Genomic DNA, 21109 nt, shown 5'->3' on the forward strand with positions numbered 1-21109 from the left:
TGACCGACACTGACTGAGAGGCGTGACTCGGTGACCGACTCAGCCAATGTGCTGGCCGAAGATCTGCACTTCCCGCCCGGTACGGACAGCTTCAACTTCCGGGACTGGTTCGCGGGCCTGAGCGACACGGCCTTCGCCGACATGTTCACCACCATCACCTTCGCGGTGTGGCTGACGGTCGCGATCCTTATCGTGTTCTTCCTGTGGGCCAACCGCAAGCCGCAGATCGTCCCCACCAAGCGGCAGTGGCTGGCCGAGTCGGCCTACAGCTTCATCCGCAACACCGTCTCCATCGAGGTGCTCGGCAAGCGCGAGGGAGTGCGCTTCGCCCCCTATCTGACGACGCTGTTCCTGTTCATCGTCCTGATGAACTTCTGGGCCATCGTGCCGGCCGTCCAGATCTCCCCGAACTCCCACATCGCCTTCCCGGCCACGCTGGGCATCATCACCTGGCTCATCTACAACTGGGTGGGCGTCAGGAAGCACGGCTTCGTCGGCTACCTCAAGATGACCTGCGTGCCGCCGGGCGCGCCCGGGTTCATCCTTCCCCTGCTGGTCCCGATCGAGTTCCTGCAGAACCTCATCCTGCGCCCGGTCACCCTGGCCCTGCGACTGTTCGCGAACATGTTCGCCGGCCACCTGATCCTGCTGGTCTTCAGCCTAGGCGGCTTCGTCCTGCTCAACTCGGACAACTTCCTGATCCAGAGCGTCTCGGTCGTCTCCTGGGCGTTCGCCATCGCGATGACCTTCTTCGAGCTCATCGTCATCCTGCTGCAGGCCTACGTCTTCACCCTGCTGACGACCCTCTACATCCAGGGATCCCTCGCGGACGAGCACTGATCCCGCTCAATCCGCCGAGAGCGGATGACCAGCCCCCGCATTTAGATTTCGAATTGAACAAAATCGTGCGCGTGACGGACACGCCACGCTGACACCTAGGAGAAAGACGCCATGGAAGGCACTCTCAACGTCGTCGGTTACGGCCTCGCTGCGATCGGCCCGGGCATCGGTGTTGCCCTCATCTTCGCCGCGTGGATCACCGCCACGGCCCGCCAGCCCGAGTCGGCCGGCATCACCCGCCCGATGCTGTTCATGGGCTTCGCGCTGGTCGAGGTTCTGGCCCTGTTCGGCCTGGTCCTCGCCTTCGTCTTGCCCGTATAGCCGGAACCAAACGGAGCGATCATGATTACCGCCGCCGAAGGAGGGGCCGGGATCCTCATCCCGGTCTGGCAAGAGATCGTCATCGGGGCGATCGCCTTCGGTCTGCTGTGCTTCGTGCTCATGAAGTTCGTCTTCCCCCGCATGGAGAAGACGTTCGAGGCACGAGTAGACGCGATCGAAGGGGGAATCGAGCGAGCTGAGAGGGCCCAGGAAGAGGCCAACCAGACGCTCGAGGAGTACCGCCGCAAGCTCGCCACGGCCCAGGAAGAGGCCGCGGCGATCCGTGACGAGGCCCGCGCCGACGCGGTCGCCGCCAAGGAGGAGATCCTGGTGAGCGCCCGCGAGGAGGCCAACCGCATCATCGCCGCCGGGCACGCCAATGTCGAAGCCTCCCGCCAGCAGCTCGTCCGCGAGCTGCGCGGAGAGGTCGGCAACCTGGCCGTCGACCTGGCTGGAAAGATCATCTCCCAGCGACTGGCCGACGACGCCGACATCGAGCGCACCGTCGACCAGTTCCTGACAGAGATGAGCGACGACACGGCCGGCGAAGCGAGCGGAGCGCGCTGATGTCGACGACTGGACGCGAAAGCATCGAGGCCGGCCGGGCCACCCTGGAGGCCTTCGCCTCCGGGGCCACGGCCGAGCAGCTCACCGAGTGTGGCGACCAGCTGCTGGAGGTGACCAGGTTCCTCGTCGACCAGCCTCGGCTGCGTCGCGCCCTGTCCGACCCCGCCCGCGAGGCGGACGACCGGGAGGGCCTGATCCGGCGACTGCTCGCCGATCAGGTCGGCGCGGCCGCGAGCGATGTCGTGGCCGCGCTGGTGCGAGGCCGCTGGGGCAGTCCTTCCGCCCTCGTCGACGGCTGCGAGCAGCTCGCCGTCGAGGCGCTGCTCGGCGTCGGCTCCAAGGAGGGAACCCTCGCCGGCATCGAAGACCAGCTGTTCCGCTTCGGGCGCCTGGTTGACGGTGACGCCGAATTGTCGTCAGTATTGGATGCGGCCGGGACCGACCCGAAGGGCCGGGCCCAGCTGGTCGTCCGCCTGCTCGACGGCAAGGCGGAGCCGGTGGCGGTCAAGCTGGCCGCCGCGGCGTGCCACGGCATCGGCGGGCGCAGCTTCCACGGCTCGCTGGCCCACCTCGTCGAGGCCGCCGCCGCGGCCCGAGACGAGGCCGTGGCGTATGTGACAGTGGCCACGCCGCTGGACGAGTCCGGTGAGCGCAAGCTCGCCGCCAAGCTCAGCCTCGTCTACGGCCGACCCGTCGGGGTCAAGGCCACCGTCGATCCCGCGATCGTCGGCGGCATCCGGGTCCAGGTCGGCTCGGACCTTTGGGACGGGACCGTGTCCCGTCGCCTCGATGAGGCCCGCCAAGCCTTGGCCGGACGCTGAGTTCCAGCCGGTAACCAGAAGAAAGGGAAACGTTCAGATGGCTGAATTGACCATCTCCTCCGACGAGATTCGTAGTGCTCTCGACGACTACGTCTCGTCGTACCGGCCGGACGTCACGCGCGAAGAGGTCGGTACCGTCACCAGCGCCGGCGACGGCATCGCCATCGTCGAGGGCCTCCCCTCGGCCATGGCCAACGAGCTGCTCGAATTCGAGGGCGGCGTGATGGGCCTGGCCCTGAACCTCGACGTCCGCGAGATCGGCGTCGTCCTCATGGGCGACCCGGTCAAGGTCGCCGAGGGCCAGACGGTCAAGCGCACCGGTAAGGTCCTTTCCGTGCCGGTCGGCGAGGGCTACCTCGGCCGCGTCGTCGACGCGCTGGGCAACCCCATCGACGACCTGGGTGAGATCGAGACCGAGGGCACCCGCGAGCTCGAGCTCCAAGCCCCCAACGTCATGAGCCGCCAGCCGGTCACGGAGCCGGTCGAGACCGGCATCAAGGCCATCGACTCGATGACCGCGATCGGCCGGGGGCAGCGCCAGCTCATCATCGGCGACCGCAAGACCGGCAAGACCCAGGTCGCGATCGACACGATCATCAACCAGCGCGCCAACTGGGAGTCCGGCGACCCGAAGAAGCAGCTCCGCTGCATCTACGTCGCCATCGGCCAGAAGGGCACGACCGTCGCCGGCGTCAAGGCGATGCTCGAGGCCCACGGCGCGATGGAGTACACCACCATCGTCACGGCCAACGCCGACGAGCCGGCGGGCCTGAAGTACCTGGCCCCCTACACCGGTTCGGCCATCGGCCAGCACTGGATGTACCAGGGCAAGCACGTCCTGATCGTCTTCGACGACCTGTCGAAGCAGGCCGAGGCATACCGGACCGTGTCGCTGCTGCTGCGCCGCCCCCCGGGCCGCGAGGCCTTCCCCGGCGACGTGTTCTACCTGCACTCCCGCCTGCTGGAGCGCTGCGCGAAGCTATCCGACGAGATGGGCGGCGGTTCGATGACCGGACTGCCGATCATCGAGACCAAGGCCGGCGACATCTCGCAGTTCATCCCGACCAACGTCATCTCGATCACCGACGGCCAGGTCTTCCTCGAAGAGGGCCTGTTCAACTCGGGTGTGCGCCCGGCGATCAACGTCGGAACCTCCGTCTCCCGAGTCGGCGGCGCCGCCCAGCCGAAGGGCATGCGCTCGGTCGCCGGATCGCTGCGTCTGGACCTCGCCCAGTTCCGCGAGCTGGAGGCCTTCGCGGCCTTCGCCTCGGACCTGGACGCGGCCTCCAAGGCCCAGCTCGAGCGGGGTCTGCGCCTGGTCGAACTGCTCAAGCAGGGTGTGGCCGAGCCGCTCCCGATGGGCGAGGAGACCATCTCGATCTGGTCCGGCGTCTCCGGCCAGGTCGACGACATCCCGGTCGGTGAGCTGCGCCGCTTCGAGAGCGAGTTCCTCACCTACATGCGGTCCAACCACGCCGACGTCATCGCGACCTTCAACGAGGGATCGAAGAAGGTCGAGGGCGACCTCGAGGACACCCTCAAGAGCGCCATCGCCAAGTTCAAGCAGATGTTCAAGGCCTCGGCCGACGACCTGCATGTCAGCGATGAGCCCGAGGACGCCCTCGAGGGCGACGTCGACGTCGAGACCGTCAAGCGCGTCAAGAGGGGTTAGCCATGTCAGCGCAGCTTCGTACGTTGCGGAAGCGGCTGAGGTCGACCCAGTCCATCAAGAAGATCACCAAGGCGCAGGAGCTGGTGGCGACCAGCCGCATCTCCAAGGCGCAGGACCGGGTGGCGGCTTCGCTGCCGTACGCCCGGTCCATGACCTCGGTGATGACCTCGCTGGCGTCGAACGCCTCGATCAACCATCCGCTGCTGCAGCCGCGCGAGAACGTGCGGCGGGCCGGAGTCCTGGTGGTCACCGCCGACAAGGGCATGTGCGGGGCGTACAACGCCAACGCGGTCAAGACCGCCGAGCAGTTGATCACGCGCCTGAGCGAGGAGGGCAAGCGGCCGGTGCTGTACGTGGCCGGCCGCAAGGGTGTGGAGTACTACCGGTTCCGCGGCCGCCCGATCGAGGCGTCCTGGACGGGCTTCTCGCAGAAGCCTTCGGTCTCGGACGCCCAGGAGATCACCCGCACGCTGCTGACCGCGTTCATGGCCGGCGCGGACGACGAGGGTGACGATCCGGGCGAGGACGGTATCCTCGGAGTGGATGAACTGCACATCGTCCACACCAGGTTCGTCTCGCTGCTGACGCAGTCTCCCGAGCCGCGCCAGCTCGCACCCCTGGAGGTCGAGGAGGTCGAGGAGCACGAGCTCGACGAGAACGTGCTCCTGCCCGACTACGACTTCGAGCCGAACCCGGAGGCACTGCTCGACGCGCTGCTGCCGAAGTATCTGACGACCCGCATCTACGCGGCTCTCATCGACGCCGCGGCGAGCGAGTTGGCGGCCAAGCGCCGAGCCATGAAGGCGGCCACGGACAACGCCGAAGAATTGATCAAGACCCTGCGGCGGAGCGCGAACGCGGCGCGGCAGGCGGCGATCACCCAGGAGATCAGCGAAATCGTGGGCGGGGCCAGTGCCCTTTCCGCCGCAGGAAGAGAGTAACGATGACTGACACTGATGGAGTGGGACGCGTCGTACGGGTCATCGGGCCGGTCGTCGACGTCGAATTCCCGCGCAACGCCATCCCCGAGATCTACCACGCGCTGCACGCGACGATCGGCGAGGGCGAGGCGGCCAGCACGCTGACCATGGAGGTGGCCCAGCACCTGGGCGACAACCTGGTCCGCGCGATCTGCATGGCGCCCACCGACGGCCTGGTCCGGGGCGCCGAAGTGAGCGACACCGGCAGCCAGATCACGGTGCCGGTCGGCGACGGGATCAAGGGCAAGGTCTTCAACGCCATCGGCGAGTGCCTGAACCTCGCCGAGGGTGAGGAGATCCAGGCCGACGACCACTGGGAGATCCACCGTCACGCACCCGCCTTCGCCGAGCTGGAGCCGAAGACCGAGATGCTGGAGACCGGCATCAAGGTCATCGACCTCATCGCCCCCTACGTCAAGGGCGGCAAGATCGGCCTGTTCGGCGGCGCGGGCGTGGGCAAGACGGTGCTCATCCAGGAGATGATCATCCGCGTCGCCGAGAACTTCGGCGGGTCCTCGGTGTTCGCCGGCGTCGGCGAGCGCACCCGCGAGGGCAACGACCTCATCCTCGAGATGGACGAGTCCGGCGTGCTCGAGAAGACCTCGCTGGTCTACGGCCAGATGGACGAGCCGCCGGGCGTGCGTCTGCGCGTGGCCCTGTCGGCGCTGACGATGGCCGAGTACTTCCGCGACGTCAAGAACGAGGAAGTGCTGCTGTTCATCGACAACATCTTCCGGTTCACCCAGGCCGGCTCCGAGGTCTCGGCCCTGCTGGGCCGCATGCCCTCGGCGGTGGGCTACCAGCCGACCCTGGCCGACGAGATGGGCGAGCTGCAGGAGCGCATCACCTCGCTGCGCGGCAAGGCCATCACCTCGATGCAGGCGGTGTACGTCCCCGCGGACGACTACACCGACCCGGCGCCGTTCACCGCGTTCACCCACCTGGACGCGACCACGAACCTCGAGCGGAAGATCTCGGACAAGGGCATCTACCCGGCGGTCGACCCGCTGGCGTCGAACTCCCGCATCCTCGAGCCCGAGGTCGTCGGCTCCGAGCACTACGCCGTGGCCAGCCAGGTCAAGGAGATCCTGCAGAAGTACAACGAGCTGCAGGACATCATCGCGATCCTCGGCATGGACGAGCTGTCGGAAGAGGACAAGCTGGTCGTGGGCCGGGCCCGCCGCATCGAGCGCTTCCTGTCGCAGAACACGTACGCGGCGAAGCAGTTCACCGGCGTGGACGGTTCCTTCGTGCCGGTCAAGGAGACCGTCGAGGCCTTCAAGAAGATCGCCGAGGGTGAGTACGACCACTTCCCCGAGCAGGCGTTCTTCATGTGCGGTGGCCTCGAAGACCTCCACCGCAACGAGGAGAAGCTCCGCAAGCAGGCATAGTACGCCACTGCGGTCGAACGATCCGGCCCTCGGACCCGCACGGGTTCGAGGGCCGGTCTCATGTCGGCCCTGCTTCCCAGTTCACCTCGTGTTTCTCTGCTAACCTCGGGCGATGCGTGACACGCATCAATCTCCCACCGAGCAACCGTCCGGCCCTCCCGAAACGTCATTCCCCATCGGATCCCGGATCATCCACGTCGGACCGCACAAGACCGGCACGACGGCCGTTCAGGGGGCGCTGCACGCGGCCCGGGAGCGGCTGGCCGAGCACGGTGTCTGGCTACCGAGCTCCGAGCGCAATCCCGTCATGGCCGTGCGGCAGGGCAGCGGGACCAGGTCGATGGAACCGAACAACTCCGCCTGGAGCGAACTGGCCGCCGCCTTCGACGAGACCGGAGAGCGCATCGGAGTGCTCTCCAGCGAGTTCTTCGCCGACGCCGACGACACGGCCGCCCGGCGCGTCGTCGCCGAACTGGGCGGACCGAGCGTGCGAATCCTGATCACCTTGCGCCCGCTGGCCAAGATCATGCCCTCCCAGTGGCAGCAGCACGTCCAGTCCGGGAAGTCCACGCCCTATGAGGAGTGGCTGACCGATCTGTTCGACGAGCACAGCGGCACCAAGTCGGCCAAGTCGTTCTGGAAGCGGCACCGCCACGACCGGTTCACCGAGCGGTGGGCCGCCGCGGCCGACCCCGAGCGGGTCACCGTGCTCGTGGTCGACGACTCCCGGCCCGAGCAGCTCCTGCGCGACTTCGAGACGCTCCTCGGTCTGCCCGAGGACACCCTCCGAAAGAAGAAGAACGCCACCAACCGCTCCCTGACCTCCGGGGAGACCGAGGCCGTCCGCCTCTTGGCCGCCGAATTCGAGCGGCGCGGCTGGTCCAAGCAGCTGTTCCGCGAGTACGTCCGCTACGGCGTCGTGCCGCGCGTCAAGACGGCCCGGACGCCGGGGCCCGACGAGCCCAAGATCGCGACCCCGAGCTGGGCGCTCGAGCGCGCCGCCGAGATCGGCGGCGAGATCGCCGAGTCCATCGCCGCCTCCGGCGTCCGAGTCGTCGGCGACCTCGACCTGCTGCGCGGCGAGGACGTCAAGCCGGCCGAGCCCGGGCGGCCGCTGGTCGACCCCGAGGTCGCCGTCCAGGCCGTCCTCGGGTGCATGACCGTGGCCATGAAGGAGCAGGGCACACAGCGGCCCGAGGCCGATCGGAGCGAGTCGCTGCTGAGCATCGTGGGCCAGCGCACCAAGAACCGCCTGTTCGGCAGCCGAGGCAGGGCATGACCCAGCTAGCGGAGCGGCCCGCGCCGCGCCGCACCGAAGCGCCGGCGGCGCCGAAGGACAAGCCGGTGTTCCGGCCCGACATCGAGGGCCTGCGGGCGATCGCGGTCGGCCTGGTGGTCCTCGGGCACGCCGGCCTCCCGTTCTTGGACGGCGGCTTCGTCGGCGTCGACGTCTTCTTCGTCATCTCCGGGTTCCTGATCACCTCGCTGCTGCTGCGCGAGCTGTCCAGCACCGGTCGGATCTCCGTGGTGGGCTTCTACGCCCGCCGCGCCACCCGGCTGCTGCCCATGGCCGCCACGGTCACGGTGGCCACGCTGGCGGCGGCGTGGCTGTGGCTGCCACCCGCCCGGCTCGAATCGATCGCGGGCGACGCGCTGGCCAGCTCGCTGTACGCGGTGAACTACCGGTTGGCCGTCGAAGGAACGGACTACCTCAACGCCGAGCAGGACCCCTCGCCGTTTCAGCACTTCTGGTCCCTGGCCGTCGAGGAGCAGTTCTACCTGGTCTGGCCGCTGCTGCTCCTGGCGGTGGCGCTGCTGCTGCGCCGTCGGCCCGAACTCGTGCGCGACGGGCTCACCGTCGTGCTCATCGCGATCGCCGGATCGACGTTCGCCGCCAGCGCGGTCCTGACGCCCGAGGACCCGGTCTGGTCCTACTTCGGGCTGCATACCCGCGGTTGGGAACTCGCGATCGGGGCACTGGTCGCGGTCGCGGCGTCCGCGTTCGCCAGGGCGCCCCGCCTGCTGGCCGCGGCGCTCATGTGGGGCGGGTTGGCCGCGGTCGTATGGTCGGCCCTCGCCTTCGACGAGTCCACCGTGTTCCCCGGGACCGCCGCCGCGGTGCCGGTCCTGGGAACGGCCGCCGCCATAGCCGGCGGCTGCGCGTCGCCGCGCCTCGGCGCGGGCGGCCTGCTCGCGCTCCCGGCCTTCCAGGTGCTCGGCAGGCTCTCCTACGGCCTGTACCTGTGGCACTGGCCGATCCTGATGATCGGCCCGGCCGCGCTGGGCCTGGAGGCGACCGTCCGGCTCAACCTGGTCCTGGCCGCCGCCGCGCTCGGATTGACCGCGATCACCCACGAGGTGATCGAGAACCCGGTCAGATTCGCGAAGTTCTTCAAGCGCTTCCCGTGGCGCGGCGTCGGGCTGGGCATGGCGCTCACCGGGTCGACCGCCGCGCTGGCATTCGCCGCCGGATCGGTGCTGGCCCCTGACGCGACCGGTGACGGCGAGCCGGTGACCGTGTCCCAGGTGGACACGGTCGAGGAGCTCAGCGCGCTGATCGCCGAGTCGGTCGGCTACGAGGGCACCCCTGAGAACGTCACTCCGCCGCCGCTGGAAGCGGCCGACGACCTCGCCGAGATCTACGGCAACGGCTGCAACGCGTACTTCCGTGACACCGAGGTGACCGCTTGCACCTATGGCGAGGAGGGCAGCGAGATCGAGGTGGCGCTGTTCGGCGACTCCCACGCGGCCTCGTGGTTCCCCGCGCTGGAGCGGCTGTCCGAAGAGAACGGCTGGGAGCTGACGATCTACACCAAGAGCGCCTGCCCGGCGCCGATGATCGCCAAGAACGCCCAGGTGGTCGGCGGTCGCTACACCGAATGCGAGGAGTGGCGGGAGGCGGCCCTCGACCGGATCGTCGAGCAGCGGCCGGATCTGATCGTCGTCGGCTCCAGCGAGGGCAACAACCCGATCACGGACGAGGGCGAGGACCCCGACGAGGTCTGGATCGACGGCTGGGGCCGGACCATCGAGCGACTCCAGGAGTCCGGGGCCGAGATCGTGCTGCCGTCCAACCCGCCGACGTTCGAGGAGAACATCCCCGACTGCGTCTCACAGAACCTCGACGACCCGTCGGTGTGCGGCGCCGCGCCGGAGGACGCACTGACCAACCACGAGCGGGAGCTGCGGGTGCTGGAGACGGCCGAGGGTATGGGCGTGCACACCGTCGACGTCCGGCCGTGGTTCTGCACCGAGAGCTTCTGCCCGCCGATCGTGGGCAACATGCTCACCTTCCGCGACAATCACCACTTCAACCAGACCTACTCGGAGTACCTGGCCCCGATCCTGGCCACCGAACTGCCCGACCTGGGCTGAGCCGGTTGGAGGCGGCCGAGCCCCGCAATCCGTGGTACGATCATGTACGTACATCACTGTGGCCTGGGGGTGGACACGATGAGTGAGGTGACAGTTCGAGAATTCTCACGGAATCCGAGCGCATTCTTCGCATTGGCGGAACGAGGTGAGTCGGTGACGGTGACCAAGCACGGCCAGCCGGTGGCAGTGGTTGTGCCTGCCAGCGGCAACCTCGGAAAGTACGCGAAGTTGGTGGCGGAAGGCAAGCTTCGGCTGGCTCCGTACACCGGAAAGGACATCGAGGATTTCCCGAGGTACAAGACAGATCGGCCGGGAAGCCCAATGCAGACCATCCTCGATATGAGAGAAGAGGACGCCGAACGGGAAGAGGAGATGCACCGACTGCTAGGTGGAAAGCAGGAAAGTGATTTATCTCGACGCTTGCGCTCTCATCGCCTTGAGTGTGCAGAGGGACCCGGTCGATGAGTTGGTAGATTTCATCAAGCAGCACCCGAACGACCCGCTCGGATGCAGTGCCGTCGGTTTCATGGAGACAGTCCGGGGCGCTGCCGAGTACGGTCAGTATCCGAATCTGCTCGCGGAGTTGCGCTCCAGATACGCTGAATTCGCGGTAACCGAGGAGATCATCGAGATCGGATCGACTATTCCGCGGGCTATCCGTTCGCATGATGCTCTGCATCTCGCGACCGCGCTCAGCATCGCGGAATATTTGACTGCGTTCGTCACTTACGACCGGCGCCTGTTCAAAGGCGCTCAGGAACACGGTATTCCGGTGGCGTCCCCCGGTATGAACCTTTAGCGCGATGCGCTGCGGCCTCGGTGCTCGATCGAGCACCGAGGCCGTTTGCTCTATGGCAAGTGTCGATCGGACTCCTACAGCCCTCGTCCGCGCCTGTGGAGGGCCGACATCACCGTCGGGACTCCCACGATTCCGGCCGCCGCCGCTGCCGCCACGGCCGCCCTCGGTTCCCCCGGGTTCGCCCTCGTGGCCCGCATCGCCCAGCGCAATGCCTCCCGCCGGTCGCCTATCGCCGCGTGCCAGCAGGCGATCTGGCCGTAGACCCTGGCCGCTCCCTCCGGGCTGCCGTGGATCTCCGGATGACGGTCCAGGATCCAGCGCAGCGAGGAGATCTTGGTGTCCCAGCGGGTCTCGAAGTGCGAGCCGGCCCAGTTGATGAGCGCGTACGGGGTGTCCACATGCGCGATCGGGCGGCGTCTCGCGGCCCGCAGCAGCATGTCCCAGTCCTCGTTCTGGCTGCCCGGCGCGTCCTCGGCGACCAGTCCGAGCCCGCCCATGAGCGCCGAGCGGCGGAACAGGAACGTCGAGGAGTGCAGCATCATCATCCGCGACCGCAGCAGGTCGGCGTGCCGGACCGTGGCCTGCCCGGCCAGGCGCGGATTGCGGCGCCCTCGGTAGTCGACCTCGATCGCGGCCGTGCACATCTCGGCCTCGGTGCCCAGGGCCGCCACCTGCGCGGCCAGCTTGCCCGGGAGCCATTCGTCGTCATCGTCGAGGAAGGCGATCAGCTCGGTCTCCAGGGCGGTGATGCCGGTGTTGCGGGCCCCGGAAAGGCCCGGGGTGCGGTCGTTCTTGACCACCCGCACCGGCCGGTCTCCCTCTGAGACGAGCTCCTCGTCGGGCTTGGCGCGGTCGAAAACGACCACCGCTTCGATCCGGCCCGGGTAGAACTGGGTCAGGACCGAGCGGAGCGCCTCGCGCACCTGCTGGGGGCGGTTGTGCGTCGGGATCACCACCCCGACCGAGGGCCAGTCACTCACCGGCGGCCACCTCCCGCGGGAGTTCGGCTTCCTCGTCCTCCCGCAGGTAGCCGTAGCGCCCCAGCAGCGGCCGGGTCAGCGTCGAGACCATCCGGCGGGTGCTCTCGGGCAGCTCGTCGGCCCAGGCCTCGTCGTGGCGGATGGGGATGCGGCCCACGGTGAACCGCATCGGGTTGCCGGCCGCCGAGTGGCTCGGGCCCAGGTCGGCGCAGCCCTCGCCGATGAAGTTCAGGTCCGACTCGACCAGGTCGAGCTCGCAGAACCGGGCCAGGGACGCGATGACGTGGCGGGGACGCTGGATGATCCGCTCGTAGCGCACCCGCCGCACCGGCACGCCCCGGCGCGCCAGCAGGCTGAACGCCGCGTTCTGCGCGTTCCACAGCATCGCGGCCTTGGCGGGGGAGTAGCGGGTCATCTGGTCGCCGGTGGGCGACTCGGGCCGCCGCACCTGCTTGGTCCACGAGTAGGCCACGCCGCGCGAGTCGCGCACCACGTGCATGATCCGCAGATCGATGCCGGGCGCCCAGCGCAGGCAGTAGGCCAGGGAGGCGTGCTTGGAGGAGTCGACCACCACGCGCGCGCCGGTGTCGGCCGCGGCCGCGCGGTAGATCTTCTCGAAGTAGGAGGCGTACTCGGTGACCAGCTGGTGCTGGTCGCTCGCCAGCTTCTTGGAGGCCAGCGCCGGGATGTGCCGGGTGCGGTCGACGGTGGCCTTGAGCGCGGCGAGCCGCTCGACGTCGACATCCTCCCAGGACCCGAAGGCGGCCTTGCCGATCCGCTGCCAGAACTCGCAGTAGGAGAAGGTCGCCCCGCAGGCGCACATCTCGTCGCCGACCAGGTCCCGTTCCCACAGGTGGGTGATCTCGCCCAGCGGCACGACCCCGGGCAGTTGGCCGAGCAGGCGCTCCAGGAGCGTCGTGCCGCTTCGGCCGAGGCCTCCGATGAACACCACCCGTACGGGGTTCTCGGACTTCTCGGCCGTGTCGGCGATCTTGACGCTCACTGATGACACTCCCGGTTCTACTCGATCGTTCGTCGCTTCCGGTGGGATTAACGACTGTGGGTGGGGTCGAGGACACGCCCTGAGGTGAAAAATCCCGGAAAAGCGCGTCCCGGCCCTTACCGTCTGATGGCATGGAGCGTTACGGCTCGACGCCGAATCATTGCCCGAATCGCCTCGCCTCCCGGATTCGCATCGGCGGCATCGGTATCGATCCGGTCTCAGAAAGGGAGGCGGTCGAGCGGGTCATGGCGGCCCTGGAGTCGGGGCGCGGCGGCCAGATCGTCACCCCGAACGTCGACATCCTCGCGGCCGCGCGCCGCAGCCGGGCGGCGCGCGCCCTGGTGGAGGCCGCCGAACTGGCCGTGGCCGACGGCGCGCCGCTGGTGTGGGCCTCGAAGCTGGCCGGGACGCCGCTCCCGCAGCGGGTGGCCGGATCGGACCTGGTCTGGAGCCTCTCGGAGGCCGCGGCCGAGCGCGGCCTGAAGGTGGCCCTGCTCGGCGGCACCCCCGACGGGGCCGCCAGGCCGACCGAGCACGCCGCCGAGATCCTGGAGGCCCGCTATCCGGGCCTGAAGGCCGTGGGCGCCTGGTGCCCGCCGATGGGCTTCGACCGGGACGAGTCGCAGTGGCGGGCCCTGGTCGACCGCTTCGGCGCGGCCGACCCCGACCTGGTCTACGTGGGGCTGGGCTTCCCCAAGCAGGAGCACGTGATCGCGCGCCTGCGGGCGGTGGCGCCCGGGGCCTGGTTCCTCGGGTGCGGGGCGAGCATCGACTTCATCGCCGGATACCGCCGCCGCGCCCCGAAGTGGATGCAGCGCAGCGGCACCGAGTGGCTGTTCCGGCTCGCCTCCGAGCCGCGGAGACTGGCCCGCCGCTACCTGCTGACCGACCTGCCCGTGGCGGTGCGGCTGCTCGCCGACGCCGCCGGTCAGCGCCGCCGGGCGATGTAGACGACGTCAGTGGCCCATTTGGACAGCGACGAGGCGAACACCGCGTCGACGCCCTTGGCGAGCCAGGACACCGGCCTCCGGTAGCAGCCCTGGGTGAACAGGGTGAACCCCTGGACGCCGACCAGTTCGAAGCCGTGGCGCTCCAGCAGGGAGAGCATGTGGTCGTGGGAGAGTTCCTGGAACCACGTGTCGGCGTCCAGGCGGCCGAAGGTCCGGCGCATGCGGCGCAGCGACGAGGCGTTGCCGTGGTTCTCGATCAGCAGCATCCCCGCGTCGGCGTCGGGCAGCGCCGCCGCGGCGAATTCGAGTAGCTGCCCGCGCAGTTCGTCGTCCACATTGAGCACGAACCGGAAGGCCGTCACCAGCGCCGGGCGGCCCGGGGCTATCTCCGGCACGGCCCCGCCGGGGCCGACCAGGTGGGCCACGCCCGGGGTGCCCAGTTCGCGGCCCTTGACCAGCATCGCCTCGGAGGTGTCGTAGCCGTGCGAGACCTCGACCAGCCCCGCGAGCATCCGGGCCACGCGCCCGGTCCCGCAGGCGAAGTCGTGGTGGACCGGCGGCAGCGCGAACGCCGAGGGCACGAAGCCGCGCAGCCAGCTGGTCTGGCGAGAACTGACGATCGACGAGAACGTCCCCGGCGCGTAGGTGCGCTCGGCGTACTTCTCGACCGCGTCCGGGTCCTGGAACACCTCTGTGTAGTTGCTGGGCACGCGTCCCCTCCAAGTGGAGATCTAGATCCTGCGTCGAAAGCGCAGCAGCACCGCCGTCCACGCGGCGCCCGCCGCGGCGAGCGCGGCCAGAGTCCACGGGGGGCCGACCAGCCCGGCCGCCGCGGGCAGAGCGCCGAAGGCGATGCCGCACGCGACCAGGGCCCGCCGGGCCGAACCGCCGAACGGGTGCAGACCGTAGGTCCGCCACAGCTGCGCGAGTGGAATCAGATTATTCACCACGATCGCCGCCGACCACGCGATCGCCGCGCCGACGACGCCGAGGGAGGGAATCAAAGCCAGGTTCAACGCCACATTGACGGACAGTGAAATCAGCACGTCGATCAGCTGCCAGGAGGTCTTCCCGGCCATAGCGAGCATCGAGTCGACCACCCCGCACGCCGCGGAGGCCATCATCGCCGGAACCAGGATCCACACCACCTCGCGGGCCCCGGCCCCGTCGTAGGCGCCGCCGAACAGCCGCAGGTACCAGTCCACCGCCAATGCCACGGTCAGGTAGAACGGCCAGGTCAGCGCCACGATCCACGCCGTCGACTCCTGGTAGAGCCGCCCGGCCGAGACCGGCTCGCCCGCGGCCATGGCCGCGGCCGCCCTCGGCTGCACGGCCTGCCCGACCGCGCCCGAGACCAGCTGCCCGATGATGACGAACCGGGTGGCGACGGTGTAGACCGCGGCGGGACCGAGCCCGGCCAGCGCCGCGACCAGCACGATGTCGACCCGCTGGAGGCCGATCTGCGCCACCCCGGCGACCGCGCGCGGGGCCGTGAAGCCCCAGAACGCCCGCGCCCCGACCCGGTCGGGGAAGCCCGGATCCGGCGGAGGGTCGGCCGACCGCCGGCGGTAGAGGAACCACCCGGCGGCGACCGCCGCCGGCAGGTACGGCAGCGCCCAGGCGGCCGTGACCGCGGCGGCGGAGGCCGAGCCGGTCAGGGCCACCGCCGCGAGCGAGCCGAGCTGGGCCAGCGTGCGGCCGAGCTTGTCGATGATCACGCTCGGGCCCATCAGCCGGTAGCCGCGGGTGGCCGCCAGGAGCGCCTCCAGCGCCACCGAGGCGGGCAGGAACAGCGCCAGCAGCCGCACCAGGTCCGCGCTGGCGAACAGCGGAGCCGACGCCGCCAGCGCCACCGCGGCCGCCGCGGAGACGACGACGGCCGGGATCAGGGCCCCGCGCAGCACCGACCCGATCGCGGCCTCCCGACCGGTCTGCCGCAGCCGGGCCACCCAGTAGACCAGCCCGGTGGGCGTGCCCAGCCGCGCCACGGCCGCGGCCACCAGGAACACCGACGTGGCCGCGAAGAACGCTCCGGCCTGCTCCGGCGAGAGCACGACGGCCACCAGCCAGGTGATCGCGAGGCCGCCGACCCCGGCGACGGCCGCGCCTACCAGGTTGACCAGGCCGCCGCGCGCGGTCCCGCGGATCCCGGTGGTGTCGGTCTCGGCCGCGGATCGCTCGGCTAGCGTCGCCAACTCGGTGCCCCGCCGAGCCATTCGGTGAGCGCGGCGTCGTACGGCTCGAAGTGGCCGCTGAGCTTGCGCCGCAGCTCCTCTGACATGGGGGAGGGGCGGCCGCGGGCGTTGTGGCGGGCGAAGGCCGGTTCGCCGAGCCACGGCAGGCCCAGGAACCGCAGGACGCGCTCGAAGGCGTCCTCGGGGCGGGTGAAGAACTCGCCGGAGTCGAGCACCAGGACCCGGTCGCGTCCGACCACGTCCGCCAGCGGCTCCAGGTAGTCGGTGTACTGGCCGCGGGCGACGTAGGCGTGGTGCTGGTGGTCGAAGCTGTAGTGGTGCTCGTCGATGCGCAGTTTCTGCTCGGCGCCGAGCAGCCGCTCGGGCTCGGCCGCGACGGCCTCCGCGAAGTCGGCGACGGTCTCGAAGCCGCGCGCCACTTCGTGCGCGTGGTGGGACCAGGCCCGCTCGACCGGGTCGCGGACCAGCACGATCACCTTGACGCCGGGCAGGTCGCGGGCGAATCGCTGCGCGGCGAGCGGGTGGTAGAGGTAGTACGGGCTGGACTCGAAGCCGATCGGGGCGAGCCCGGTGCCGGCGGCCACGCGGCGAGCGGTGGCCTTGGTCGGGAAGTGCGCCCGGTACCACGACAGCCCCCGGTCATACGAGGTGTCGAAGTAGTGGACACCCTTGTGGCACACCGGCTTGAGCATCGCCGGGTGCTGGGCGAGGGCGCGGTACAGCGAGGTGGTGCCGCAGCGCTGGCCGCCGCAGATCAGCAGTCCCGGCAGGATGCGGGACGCGGCGGTCAGGCGCCCGAAGGTGCGGGTGGAGCGGCCGACGGCGGCCCTGACCGGGGACGGGACTCGCTCCCGCAGTGTGCGCTGGCTCAACGAGATTCCTTACAGTCGGCGGATCGGGTTCGGGAGGGTGCTCGTACTGCTCCCCGGCGGGAGCTGTGCTCGTGACTCTCGCTTCCGCGAGCCGTGCTCATAGTTCTCGCTGCCGCGAGATATGCCGCAGCAGCGTCGGCAGCAGCCACCGGCCGAGCGCTCCGAGCGCGGCCCCGGCCTGCTCGGCCCGGTCGCCCATGTAGCGGGCGGCCAGGTCGACCAGGTACAGCAGCACGGTCGGCTCGGCCTCGGACGGGGCCACGTTCATCGGCGCCAGGGACGCCGAGGCGCCCGCGACCAGCAGGAGCACCGAGGTGGTCGGGTCGACCTGGTGCGTGACGATGTCGTCCTGGAGCTGGTAGTGGACCGCGTCGAACCCGATCGGGACGCCGGTCTCGAACCGTTCGAGGTCCCACAGGTAGATCGCCTCGGCGGCCTCGCAGGTGTTCCACGGCGTCCAGTCGCCGTGCCAGGACCCGAAGGACAGCTCGGTGGCCGCGTAGCGGTCCAGCAGCGCCGACCCCGCCGAGGCGAGCGTCGCCGCGTCGGAATCGGCCCGCCCCGCCAGGCGCGCCAGGCGCTCGCGCAGCCGGGCGGAGTAGTCGGAGTCGCCCAGCGGCGAGCGCTTCACGCCGGCGACGCCGGCCAGCTCGCGCATCGCCTCCAGGCGGCGGGTCTCGCCCCCGGCGACCGGCTCGGACCAGGCCGGGAGCGCCGAGGTCACCATCAGGTTGTGCTCCCGCCAGTTCCCGGCGTGCAGCAGCGACGGCACCCGCAGGCATCGCAGCGAGCAGTCCTGGCTGAGGTACCTGGTCGCCTCGGTCTCGGCCTCGACCAGTTCGCGGGTGAGCTCGTTGACCCCGAGCTTGGCGAAGGCCACCGTCCGGGCCCGGTCGTCGAGGACCTGGAGGACCGGCTTCCGGTTCGCCCGGGCCGGGCCGATGTGGATGCTCAAGTGGACCTCGTGGCCCAGGACGGCCGCCAGGTGGTCGTCGACGCCCTCGGCCGCGGCGACCTGGAGCCGGTGGGGCAGCAGCAGGCGGTCCAGGCCGAGCCGCAGGGCCCACACGGCCGCGTCGCGCTTGGCCCGTGCGCCCCGGGAGGCCGGGCGCGAGTAGCGCGACAGGGCCCCGGCGGCGACCTTCCGGTCGGCCGCGGGGATCAGCACGCGAGGCTTGCGACGGTTGGGCACCACGATGTACGAGCGCGGGTCGCCGCCCTCCGGCGCCCGGCGGGTCGCGGCCGCGTCGGCGCGCGGGTAGAGCTGGTCGACCACCTCGGCCAGATAGTTCGCGCGCCGCCGCAGGTCGTCCGCGGTTTGCAGGGCTCGGCTCATTGCTTCTCCACAGGTTCGTTGGTCGACAGCAGGACGTAGCTGAGGAGCGTGAGCAGCAGCGGGGTGACCAGGGCGTTGTAGTAGAACATCGACAGCAGGGACATCCCGAGCACCGCCGAACCGGCGATGCCGATCGGCGAGTGGTCGGATCGGAAGCGCCACAGGGCCGCCAGCATGAAGCCGATATAGGTGACGATCCCGGCCAGGCCGTGGGAGAACAGGACCTGCCACAGCTGCCCGTTGCCGCCGAGGGTGCGTCCTCCGCAGCGCGGGCATTCGGGCGAGGGGCCTATGGCGATCGAATCGCCCGAACCGAGGGTCTTGCGGGTCGACCCGAAGCCGAGGACCGGCGAGTGCTCGACCGTCAGCTCGGTGGCCCGTACCGATGAGAACGCGCGGCCGTCGTCGGAGTGCCCGTTCGACATGCGCGCCTGCACGATCGAGCCCAGCGGCGTCAGCGCTATCAGCAGCAGCGCGGCGCAGCCGGCCCCGGCCAGGGCCATCATCCCGGCCGGACGGCCCGAGATGAGCAGCCTGATCGCGGCGAACACCGCGATCGCGGCCAGGCCCAGCCACAGGCCGCGGTTCATCGAATAGACCGCCGGAACCATCGAGACGGCCAGCAGCACGGTCGCCGCCACGCGCCAGCGGGTTGCCACGGGCATGCAGAAGGCGGCCACGACCAGCCACACCACGGTGATGGCGAAGTTGTTGCCCCAGGTGTTGGTGTAGCCCCACGGGGCCGAGGGCCGGGGCGTCTCGTAGCCGAGGAAGTCCATCGTCTGCGCCGCCGACGGATGCACCAGGGACTGCACGAACCCGTCGCTCGCGACCGACTCGGGCAGCAGCGCCTCGACCGGCGAGGTGTACTCGAAGGCCCCGGCGAAGGTGCCCAGCAGGCCCCCGGCGACGGTGACGACGAACAGCCAGGCCAGCAGCCGCAGCAGCCGCCGCCTCGGGTACACGCCCTCGGCGACGAGGTTGAAGGCCCACAGCGCGATCAGGGTGCAGCAGCAGTAGAAGCCGAGCCGGAAGGTCGCGCCGGGCAGGTTGGAGACCCACGACCCGGGGACGGTCCCGGGCGGGTCGACCCCGAGGTTGGCCAGGCTGAGGGCTACCGCGATCAGGAACAGCAGCCACCAGCCGAAGGCCGGCGGCACCGCGACGGCCCTGCGGCGCAGCAGCCTGACGGCCGCGAGCGCGGCCACCAGCGGGATGACCAGAACCCCCATGCCGAGCGCCCACCACAGCGGATAGGCGGCCAGCAGCCAGGTCAGGGCCGCGCCCTCCCTGGAGGCGGCACGGCCGTCGCGGGGGGACCGGGCGGTCCCGACCGCGCTCGCGAGCGTCATCGGGTCTCGGCCGCCCGCTTGGGCTCCTGGATCGCCTCCAGGGAGTCGGTGGGCGTCTCGTCGGCCGGGATCGACGGCATCGGCGGGCGGGCGCTCTCGTGCCGCGCGCTCGGCATCGGCACGTTGTTCATCGGGCCCAGCGCGTTCGGCAGCAGCACCGCGCCCAGCAGCGCGGCGTCGACCTGGCGGATCGCCTCGGCCGCCGCCGCGGTCTCGGCGACCGTGTCGCGACCGGACTGGACGGCCAGGATGACCGCGTCGGCGTGCCCGGCCAGGAGCTGGGCGTCGGCCGAGCACGACAGCGGCGGGGCGTCGACTACGACGAACCGGCAGGACTCGGCGAGCTTGGTGAAGGTGTCGAGAGTGGCCTCACTGGTGGGACCGGCCGCGCGGGCGGCGGCCCCCGGGCCGACCACCGACAGGCTCGGCTGCCGCGGCGCCGCCTGCGTCGCCTCGGCCAGGTCGACCCGGCCGGACCACACGTCGGACAGGCCCGGGACGGGCTCGGTGCCGAGCAGCTCGGGCAGGCCCACAGTGGTCGACGGGTTGGCCTCCACGGCGGTGATCCGGTCCCCTGCGCGGGCCATGGCGGTGGCCAGGTTGGCGGCGACGACGCCGGCGGCCGGGCCGGGCGCGACCCCGGCGACGACTACCACCCGCTGCCCGCCGGTCAACTGCGAGGAGACCACGTTGCGCATCTGGGCGAAGACCCGCCCGCCCGGGCTGTAGGCGCCGAAGACCTCGCGCCGCTGGAACCTGACCGCCTTCGGCACCGAGCCGAGCACATCGAGCTCGCAGCGTTCGACCAGGTCGCCCGGGTAGTGGATGCGGCGGGCCAGCCGGTGGCGCGCCCAAGCCAGGGCCAGGCCCAGCGGCAGCCCCGCCCCGACCGCGGCGGCGAGATTGAACAGCGGGTTCGGGGAGACCGGCGACTCCGGAGCGGTCGGCTCGTTGATGACGCGGCCGGGGACGACCGACTCCCGTTGGGCCTCCAGCTCCTCGATCCGGGCCTCGGCCTCCCGGGCGGCCTCGCCACCGTCGTCCAGGCTCGGCTCCAGAGCCGAGATCGCGCTCTCGATCGAGGAGGTGGCGGCGTCCCGCCGGTGGGCCAGGTACGCCTCGGAGAAGGCGACCGTCCCCTCCCTGGCGGCCTCGGGGCCGTCGGCGCGGAAGCTGATCTCCAGCACCGAGGTGTTGGGCGGGACCGAGACCGACACCTGCTCCTCCAGTTCGGCGACCGAGGCGGACCCCAGCGTCTCGGCGGCGACCTCGGCGACCTCTGTGGACTTCACCAGCTGCGCCTCGGTGTCCAGGTTGACCTGCCCGGAGGTGCGGGCCCCGACCACGGACGTGTCGGCGGCCGTCGGCAGGATCAGGACGGAGGCCGTGGACTGGTAGACCTGCTCGGTGACGGCGGTGTAGCCGAGGCCGGCCGCCGCGGCGGCGAGCACGGTGCCGACGATGAGCCACCAGGAACGGCGGGCGATGGTGCCGTAGTCGGCGAGCGTGCGGGCGGCAGGGGTCCTCAAGGTGAATGCCTTTCTCGTCCACGGGCTTTCGCTGGAATAACGAGGCACCGCACGATCCGGTGACGGCCCCTACCCGTCCTTCGCTGAAACGAGGGTTGATTTCGAGCCAACCAGACATTAAAAAGC

General features: G+C 70.2%; 20 protein-coding genes. 12 read left to right on the plus strand and 8 right to left on the minus strand.

Annotated elements, in window-relative coordinates; genetic code table 11:
- The first annotated feature begins 30 nt into the window (after window positions 1-30).
- From atpB to JFB92_RS10135, 11 genes are all read left to right on the plus strand, one after another.
- Complete coding sequence (atpB, locus tag JFB92_RS10085; protein ID WP_199037684.1) at window positions 31-840, plus strand: F0F1 ATP synthase subunit A; 810 nt, start codon at window positions 31-33, stop codon at window positions 838-840.
- A gap of 111 nt (window positions 841-951) precedes the next feature.
- Complete coding sequence (locus JFB92_RS10090) at window positions 952-1161, plus strand: ATP synthase subunit C-like protein (RefSeq protein ID WP_199037686.1); 210 nt, start codon at window positions 952-954, stop codon at window positions 1159-1161.
- A gap of 18 nt (window positions 1162-1179) precedes the next feature.
- Window positions 1180-1728 (plus strand): F0F1 ATP synthase subunit B, encoded by a 549-nt coding sequence (locus tag JFB92_RS10095; protein WP_372451616.1) that lies wholly within the window; start codon window positions 1180-1182, stop codon window positions 1726-1728.
- Window positions 1728-2549, plus strand: coding sequence for a F0F1 ATP synthase subunit delta (locus tag JFB92_RS10100; protein WP_199037690.1), 822 nt, complete (start codon window positions 1728-1730; stop codon window positions 2547-2549). The genes JFB92_RS10095 and JFB92_RS10100 overlap by 1 nt, the downstream gene beginning before the upstream one ends.
- A 37-nt stretch (window positions 2550-2586) precedes the next feature.
- On the plus strand, window positions 2587-4221 hold the full coding sequence (atpA, locus tag JFB92_RS10105) for a F0F1 ATP synthase subunit alpha (RefSeq protein ID WP_199037692.1): 1635 nt from the start codon (window positions 2587-2589) through the stop codon (window positions 4219-4221).
- 2 nt (window positions 4222-4223) lie between these two features.
- Window positions 4224-5162 (plus strand): F0F1 ATP synthase subunit gamma, encoded by a 939-nt coding sequence (locus tag JFB92_RS10110; protein ID WP_199037694.1) that lies wholly within the window; start codon window positions 4224-4226, stop codon window positions 5160-5162.
- Between the two features lie 2 nt (window positions 5163-5164).
- Window positions 5165-6592: a F0F1 ATP synthase subunit beta gene (gene atpD / locus JFB92_RS10115; RefSeq protein ID WP_199037695.1), complete on the plus strand. Its 1428-nt coding sequence runs from the start codon at window positions 5165-5167 to the stop codon at window positions 6590-6592.
- A gap of 112 nt (window positions 6593-6704) precedes the next feature.
- Window positions 6705-7871 (plus strand): hypothetical protein, encoded by a 1167-nt coding sequence (locus tag JFB92_RS10120; protein WP_199037697.1) that lies wholly within the window; start codon window positions 6705-6707, stop codon window positions 7869-7871.
- Window positions 7868-9967: an acyltransferase family protein gene (locus JFB92_RS10125; protein ID WP_199037699.1), complete on the plus strand. Its 2100-nt coding sequence runs from the start codon at window positions 7868-7870 to the stop codon at window positions 9965-9967. Before JFB92_RS10120 ends, JFB92_RS10125 begins: the two co-directional genes overlap by 4 nt.
- A gap of 78 nt (window positions 9968-10045) precedes the next feature.
- Window positions 10046-10432, plus strand: coding sequence for a type II toxin-antitoxin system Phd/YefM family antitoxin (locus JFB92_RS26920; protein ID WP_199037700.1), 387 nt, complete (start codon window positions 10046-10048; stop codon window positions 10430-10432).
- Window positions 10356-10766: a PIN domain-containing protein gene (locus tag JFB92_RS10135; RefSeq protein ID WP_307789096.1), complete on the plus strand. Its 411-nt coding sequence runs from the start codon at window positions 10356-10358 to the stop codon at window positions 10764-10766. Before JFB92_RS26920 ends, JFB92_RS10135 begins: the two co-directional genes overlap by 77 nt.
- A gap of 74 nt (window positions 10767-10840) precedes the next feature.
- Here JFB92_RS10135 and JFB92_RS10140 read toward each other — a convergent pair whose 3' ends face one another.
- Together JFB92_RS10140 and JFB92_RS10145 are read right to left on the minus strand one after the other, a co-directional pair.
- A complete protein-coding gene (locus JFB92_RS10140; protein WP_199037704.1) occupies window positions 10841-11746 on the minus strand; it encodes a glycosyltransferase family 2 protein in 906 nt (301 codons plus the stop codon).
- A complete protein-coding gene (locus tag JFB92_RS10145) occupies window positions 11739-12749 on the minus strand; it encodes a sulfotransferase (RefSeq protein WP_307789097.1) in 1011 nt (336 codons plus the stop codon). The genes JFB92_RS10140 and JFB92_RS10145 overlap by 8 nt, the downstream gene beginning before the upstream one ends.
- A gap of 131 nt (window positions 12750-12880) precedes the next feature.
- Between JFB92_RS10145 and JFB92_RS10150 the strand changes: the two genes are divergently transcribed.
- Complete coding sequence (locus JFB92_RS10150; RefSeq protein WP_233162853.1) at window positions 12881-13699, plus strand: WecB/TagA/CpsF family glycosyltransferase; 819 nt, start codon at window positions 12881-12883, stop codon at window positions 13697-13699.
- On the opposite strand, the gene JFB92_RS10155 is transcribed toward JFB92_RS10150, so the two are convergent.
- The 6 genes from JFB92_RS10155 to JFB92_RS10180 all read right to left on the minus strand — a co-directional run bounded on the left by JFB92_RS10155 (window position 13678) and on the right by JFB92_RS10180 (window position 20983).
- Window positions 13678-14409 carry a class I SAM-dependent methyltransferase gene (locus tag JFB92_RS10155; protein ID WP_199037706.1) on the minus strand — a complete coding sequence of 244 codons (732 nt, stop codon included), beginning with the start codon at window positions 14407-14409 and terminating at the stop codon, window positions 13678-13680. The two genes, JFB92_RS10150 and JFB92_RS10155, sit on opposite strands and share 22 nt — an antisense overlap.
- A 21-nt stretch (window positions 14410-14430) precedes the next feature.
- The gene (locus tag JFB92_RS10160; protein WP_199037708.1) at window positions 14431-15894 is read right to left on the minus strand and encodes a lipopolysaccharide biosynthesis protein; all 1464 of its coding nucleotides are present in this window, start codon (window positions 15892-15894) and stop codon (window positions 14431-14433) included.
- Window positions 15882-16766: a sulfotransferase family protein gene (locus JFB92_RS10165; RefSeq protein WP_199037710.1), complete on the minus strand. Its 885-nt coding sequence runs from the start codon at window positions 16764-16766 to the stop codon at window positions 15882-15884. The genes JFB92_RS10160 and JFB92_RS10165 overlap by 13 nt, the downstream gene beginning before the upstream one ends.
- 97 nt (window positions 16767-16863) lie before the next feature.
- A complete protein-coding gene (locus JFB92_RS10170; RefSeq protein WP_199037712.1) occupies window positions 16864-18102 on the minus strand; it encodes a hypothetical protein in 1239 nt (412 codons plus the stop codon).
- On the minus strand, window positions 18099-19454 hold the full coding sequence (locus JFB92_RS10175) for a hypothetical protein (protein WP_199037714.1): 1356 nt from the start codon (window positions 19452-19454) through the stop codon (window positions 18099-18101). Before JFB92_RS10175 ends, JFB92_RS10170 begins: the two co-directional genes overlap by 4 nt.
- Window positions 19451-20983: a Wzz/FepE/Etk N-terminal domain-containing protein gene (locus JFB92_RS10180; protein ID WP_199037716.1), complete on the minus strand. Its 1533-nt coding sequence runs from the start codon at window positions 20981-20983 to the stop codon at window positions 19451-19453. The genes JFB92_RS10175 and JFB92_RS10180 overlap by 4 nt, the downstream gene beginning before the upstream one ends.
- Window positions 20984-21109: the final 126 nt, after the last annotated feature.

This window comes from Glycomyces salinus, assembly GCF_016428645.1.
GTDB classification, from domain to species: Bacteria; Actinomycetota; Actinomycetes; order Mycobacteriales; family Micromonosporaceae; genus Glycomyces; species Glycomyces salinus.

Bases quoted from the DNA above. Each gene is read 5' to 3' on its own strand.
- JFB92_RS10090 (WP_199037686.1), top strand. From the start codon at position 952: ATGGAAGGCACTCTCAACGTCGTCGGTTACGGCCTCGCTGCGATCGGC.
- JFB92_RS10100 (WP_199037690.1), top strand. From the start codon at position 1,728: ATGTCGACGACTGGACGCGAAAGCATCGAGGCCGGCCGGGCCACCCTG.
- atpA (WP_199037692.1), top strand. From the start codon at position 2,587: ATGGCTGAATTGACCATCTCCTCCGACGAGATTCGTAGTGCTCTCGAC.
- JFB92_RS10110 (WP_199037694.1), top strand. From the start codon at position 4,224: ATGTCAGCGCAGCTTCGTACGTTGCGGAAGCGGCTGAGGTCGACCCAG.
- atpD (WP_199037695.1), top strand. From the start codon at position 5,165: ATGACTGACACTGATGGAGTGGGACGCGTCGTACGGGTCATCGGGCCG.
- JFB92_RS10120 (WP_199037697.1), top strand. From the start codon at position 6,705: ATGCGTGACACGCATCAATCTCCCACCGAGCAACCGTCCGGCCCTCCC.
- JFB92_RS10125 (WP_199037699.1), top strand. From the start codon at position 7,868: ATGACCCAGCTAGCGGAGCGGCCCGCGCCGCGCCGCACCGAAGCGCCG.
- JFB92_RS26920 (WP_199037700.1), top strand. From the start codon at position 10,046: ATGAGTGAGGTGACAGTTCGAGAATTCTCACGGAATCCGAGCGCATTC.
- JFB92_RS10150 (WP_233162853.1), top strand. From the start codon at position 12,881: ATGGAGCGTTACGGCTCGACGCCGAATCATTGCCCGAATCGCCTCGCC.
- JFB92_RS10170 (WP_199037712.1), bottom strand. From the start codon at position 18,102: ATGAGCCGAGCCCTGCAAACCGCGGACGACCTGCGGCGGCGCGCGAAC.
- JFB92_RS10175 (WP_199037714.1), bottom strand. From the start codon at position 19,454: ATGACGCTCGCGAGCGCGGTCGGGACCGCCCGGTCCCCCCGCGACGGC.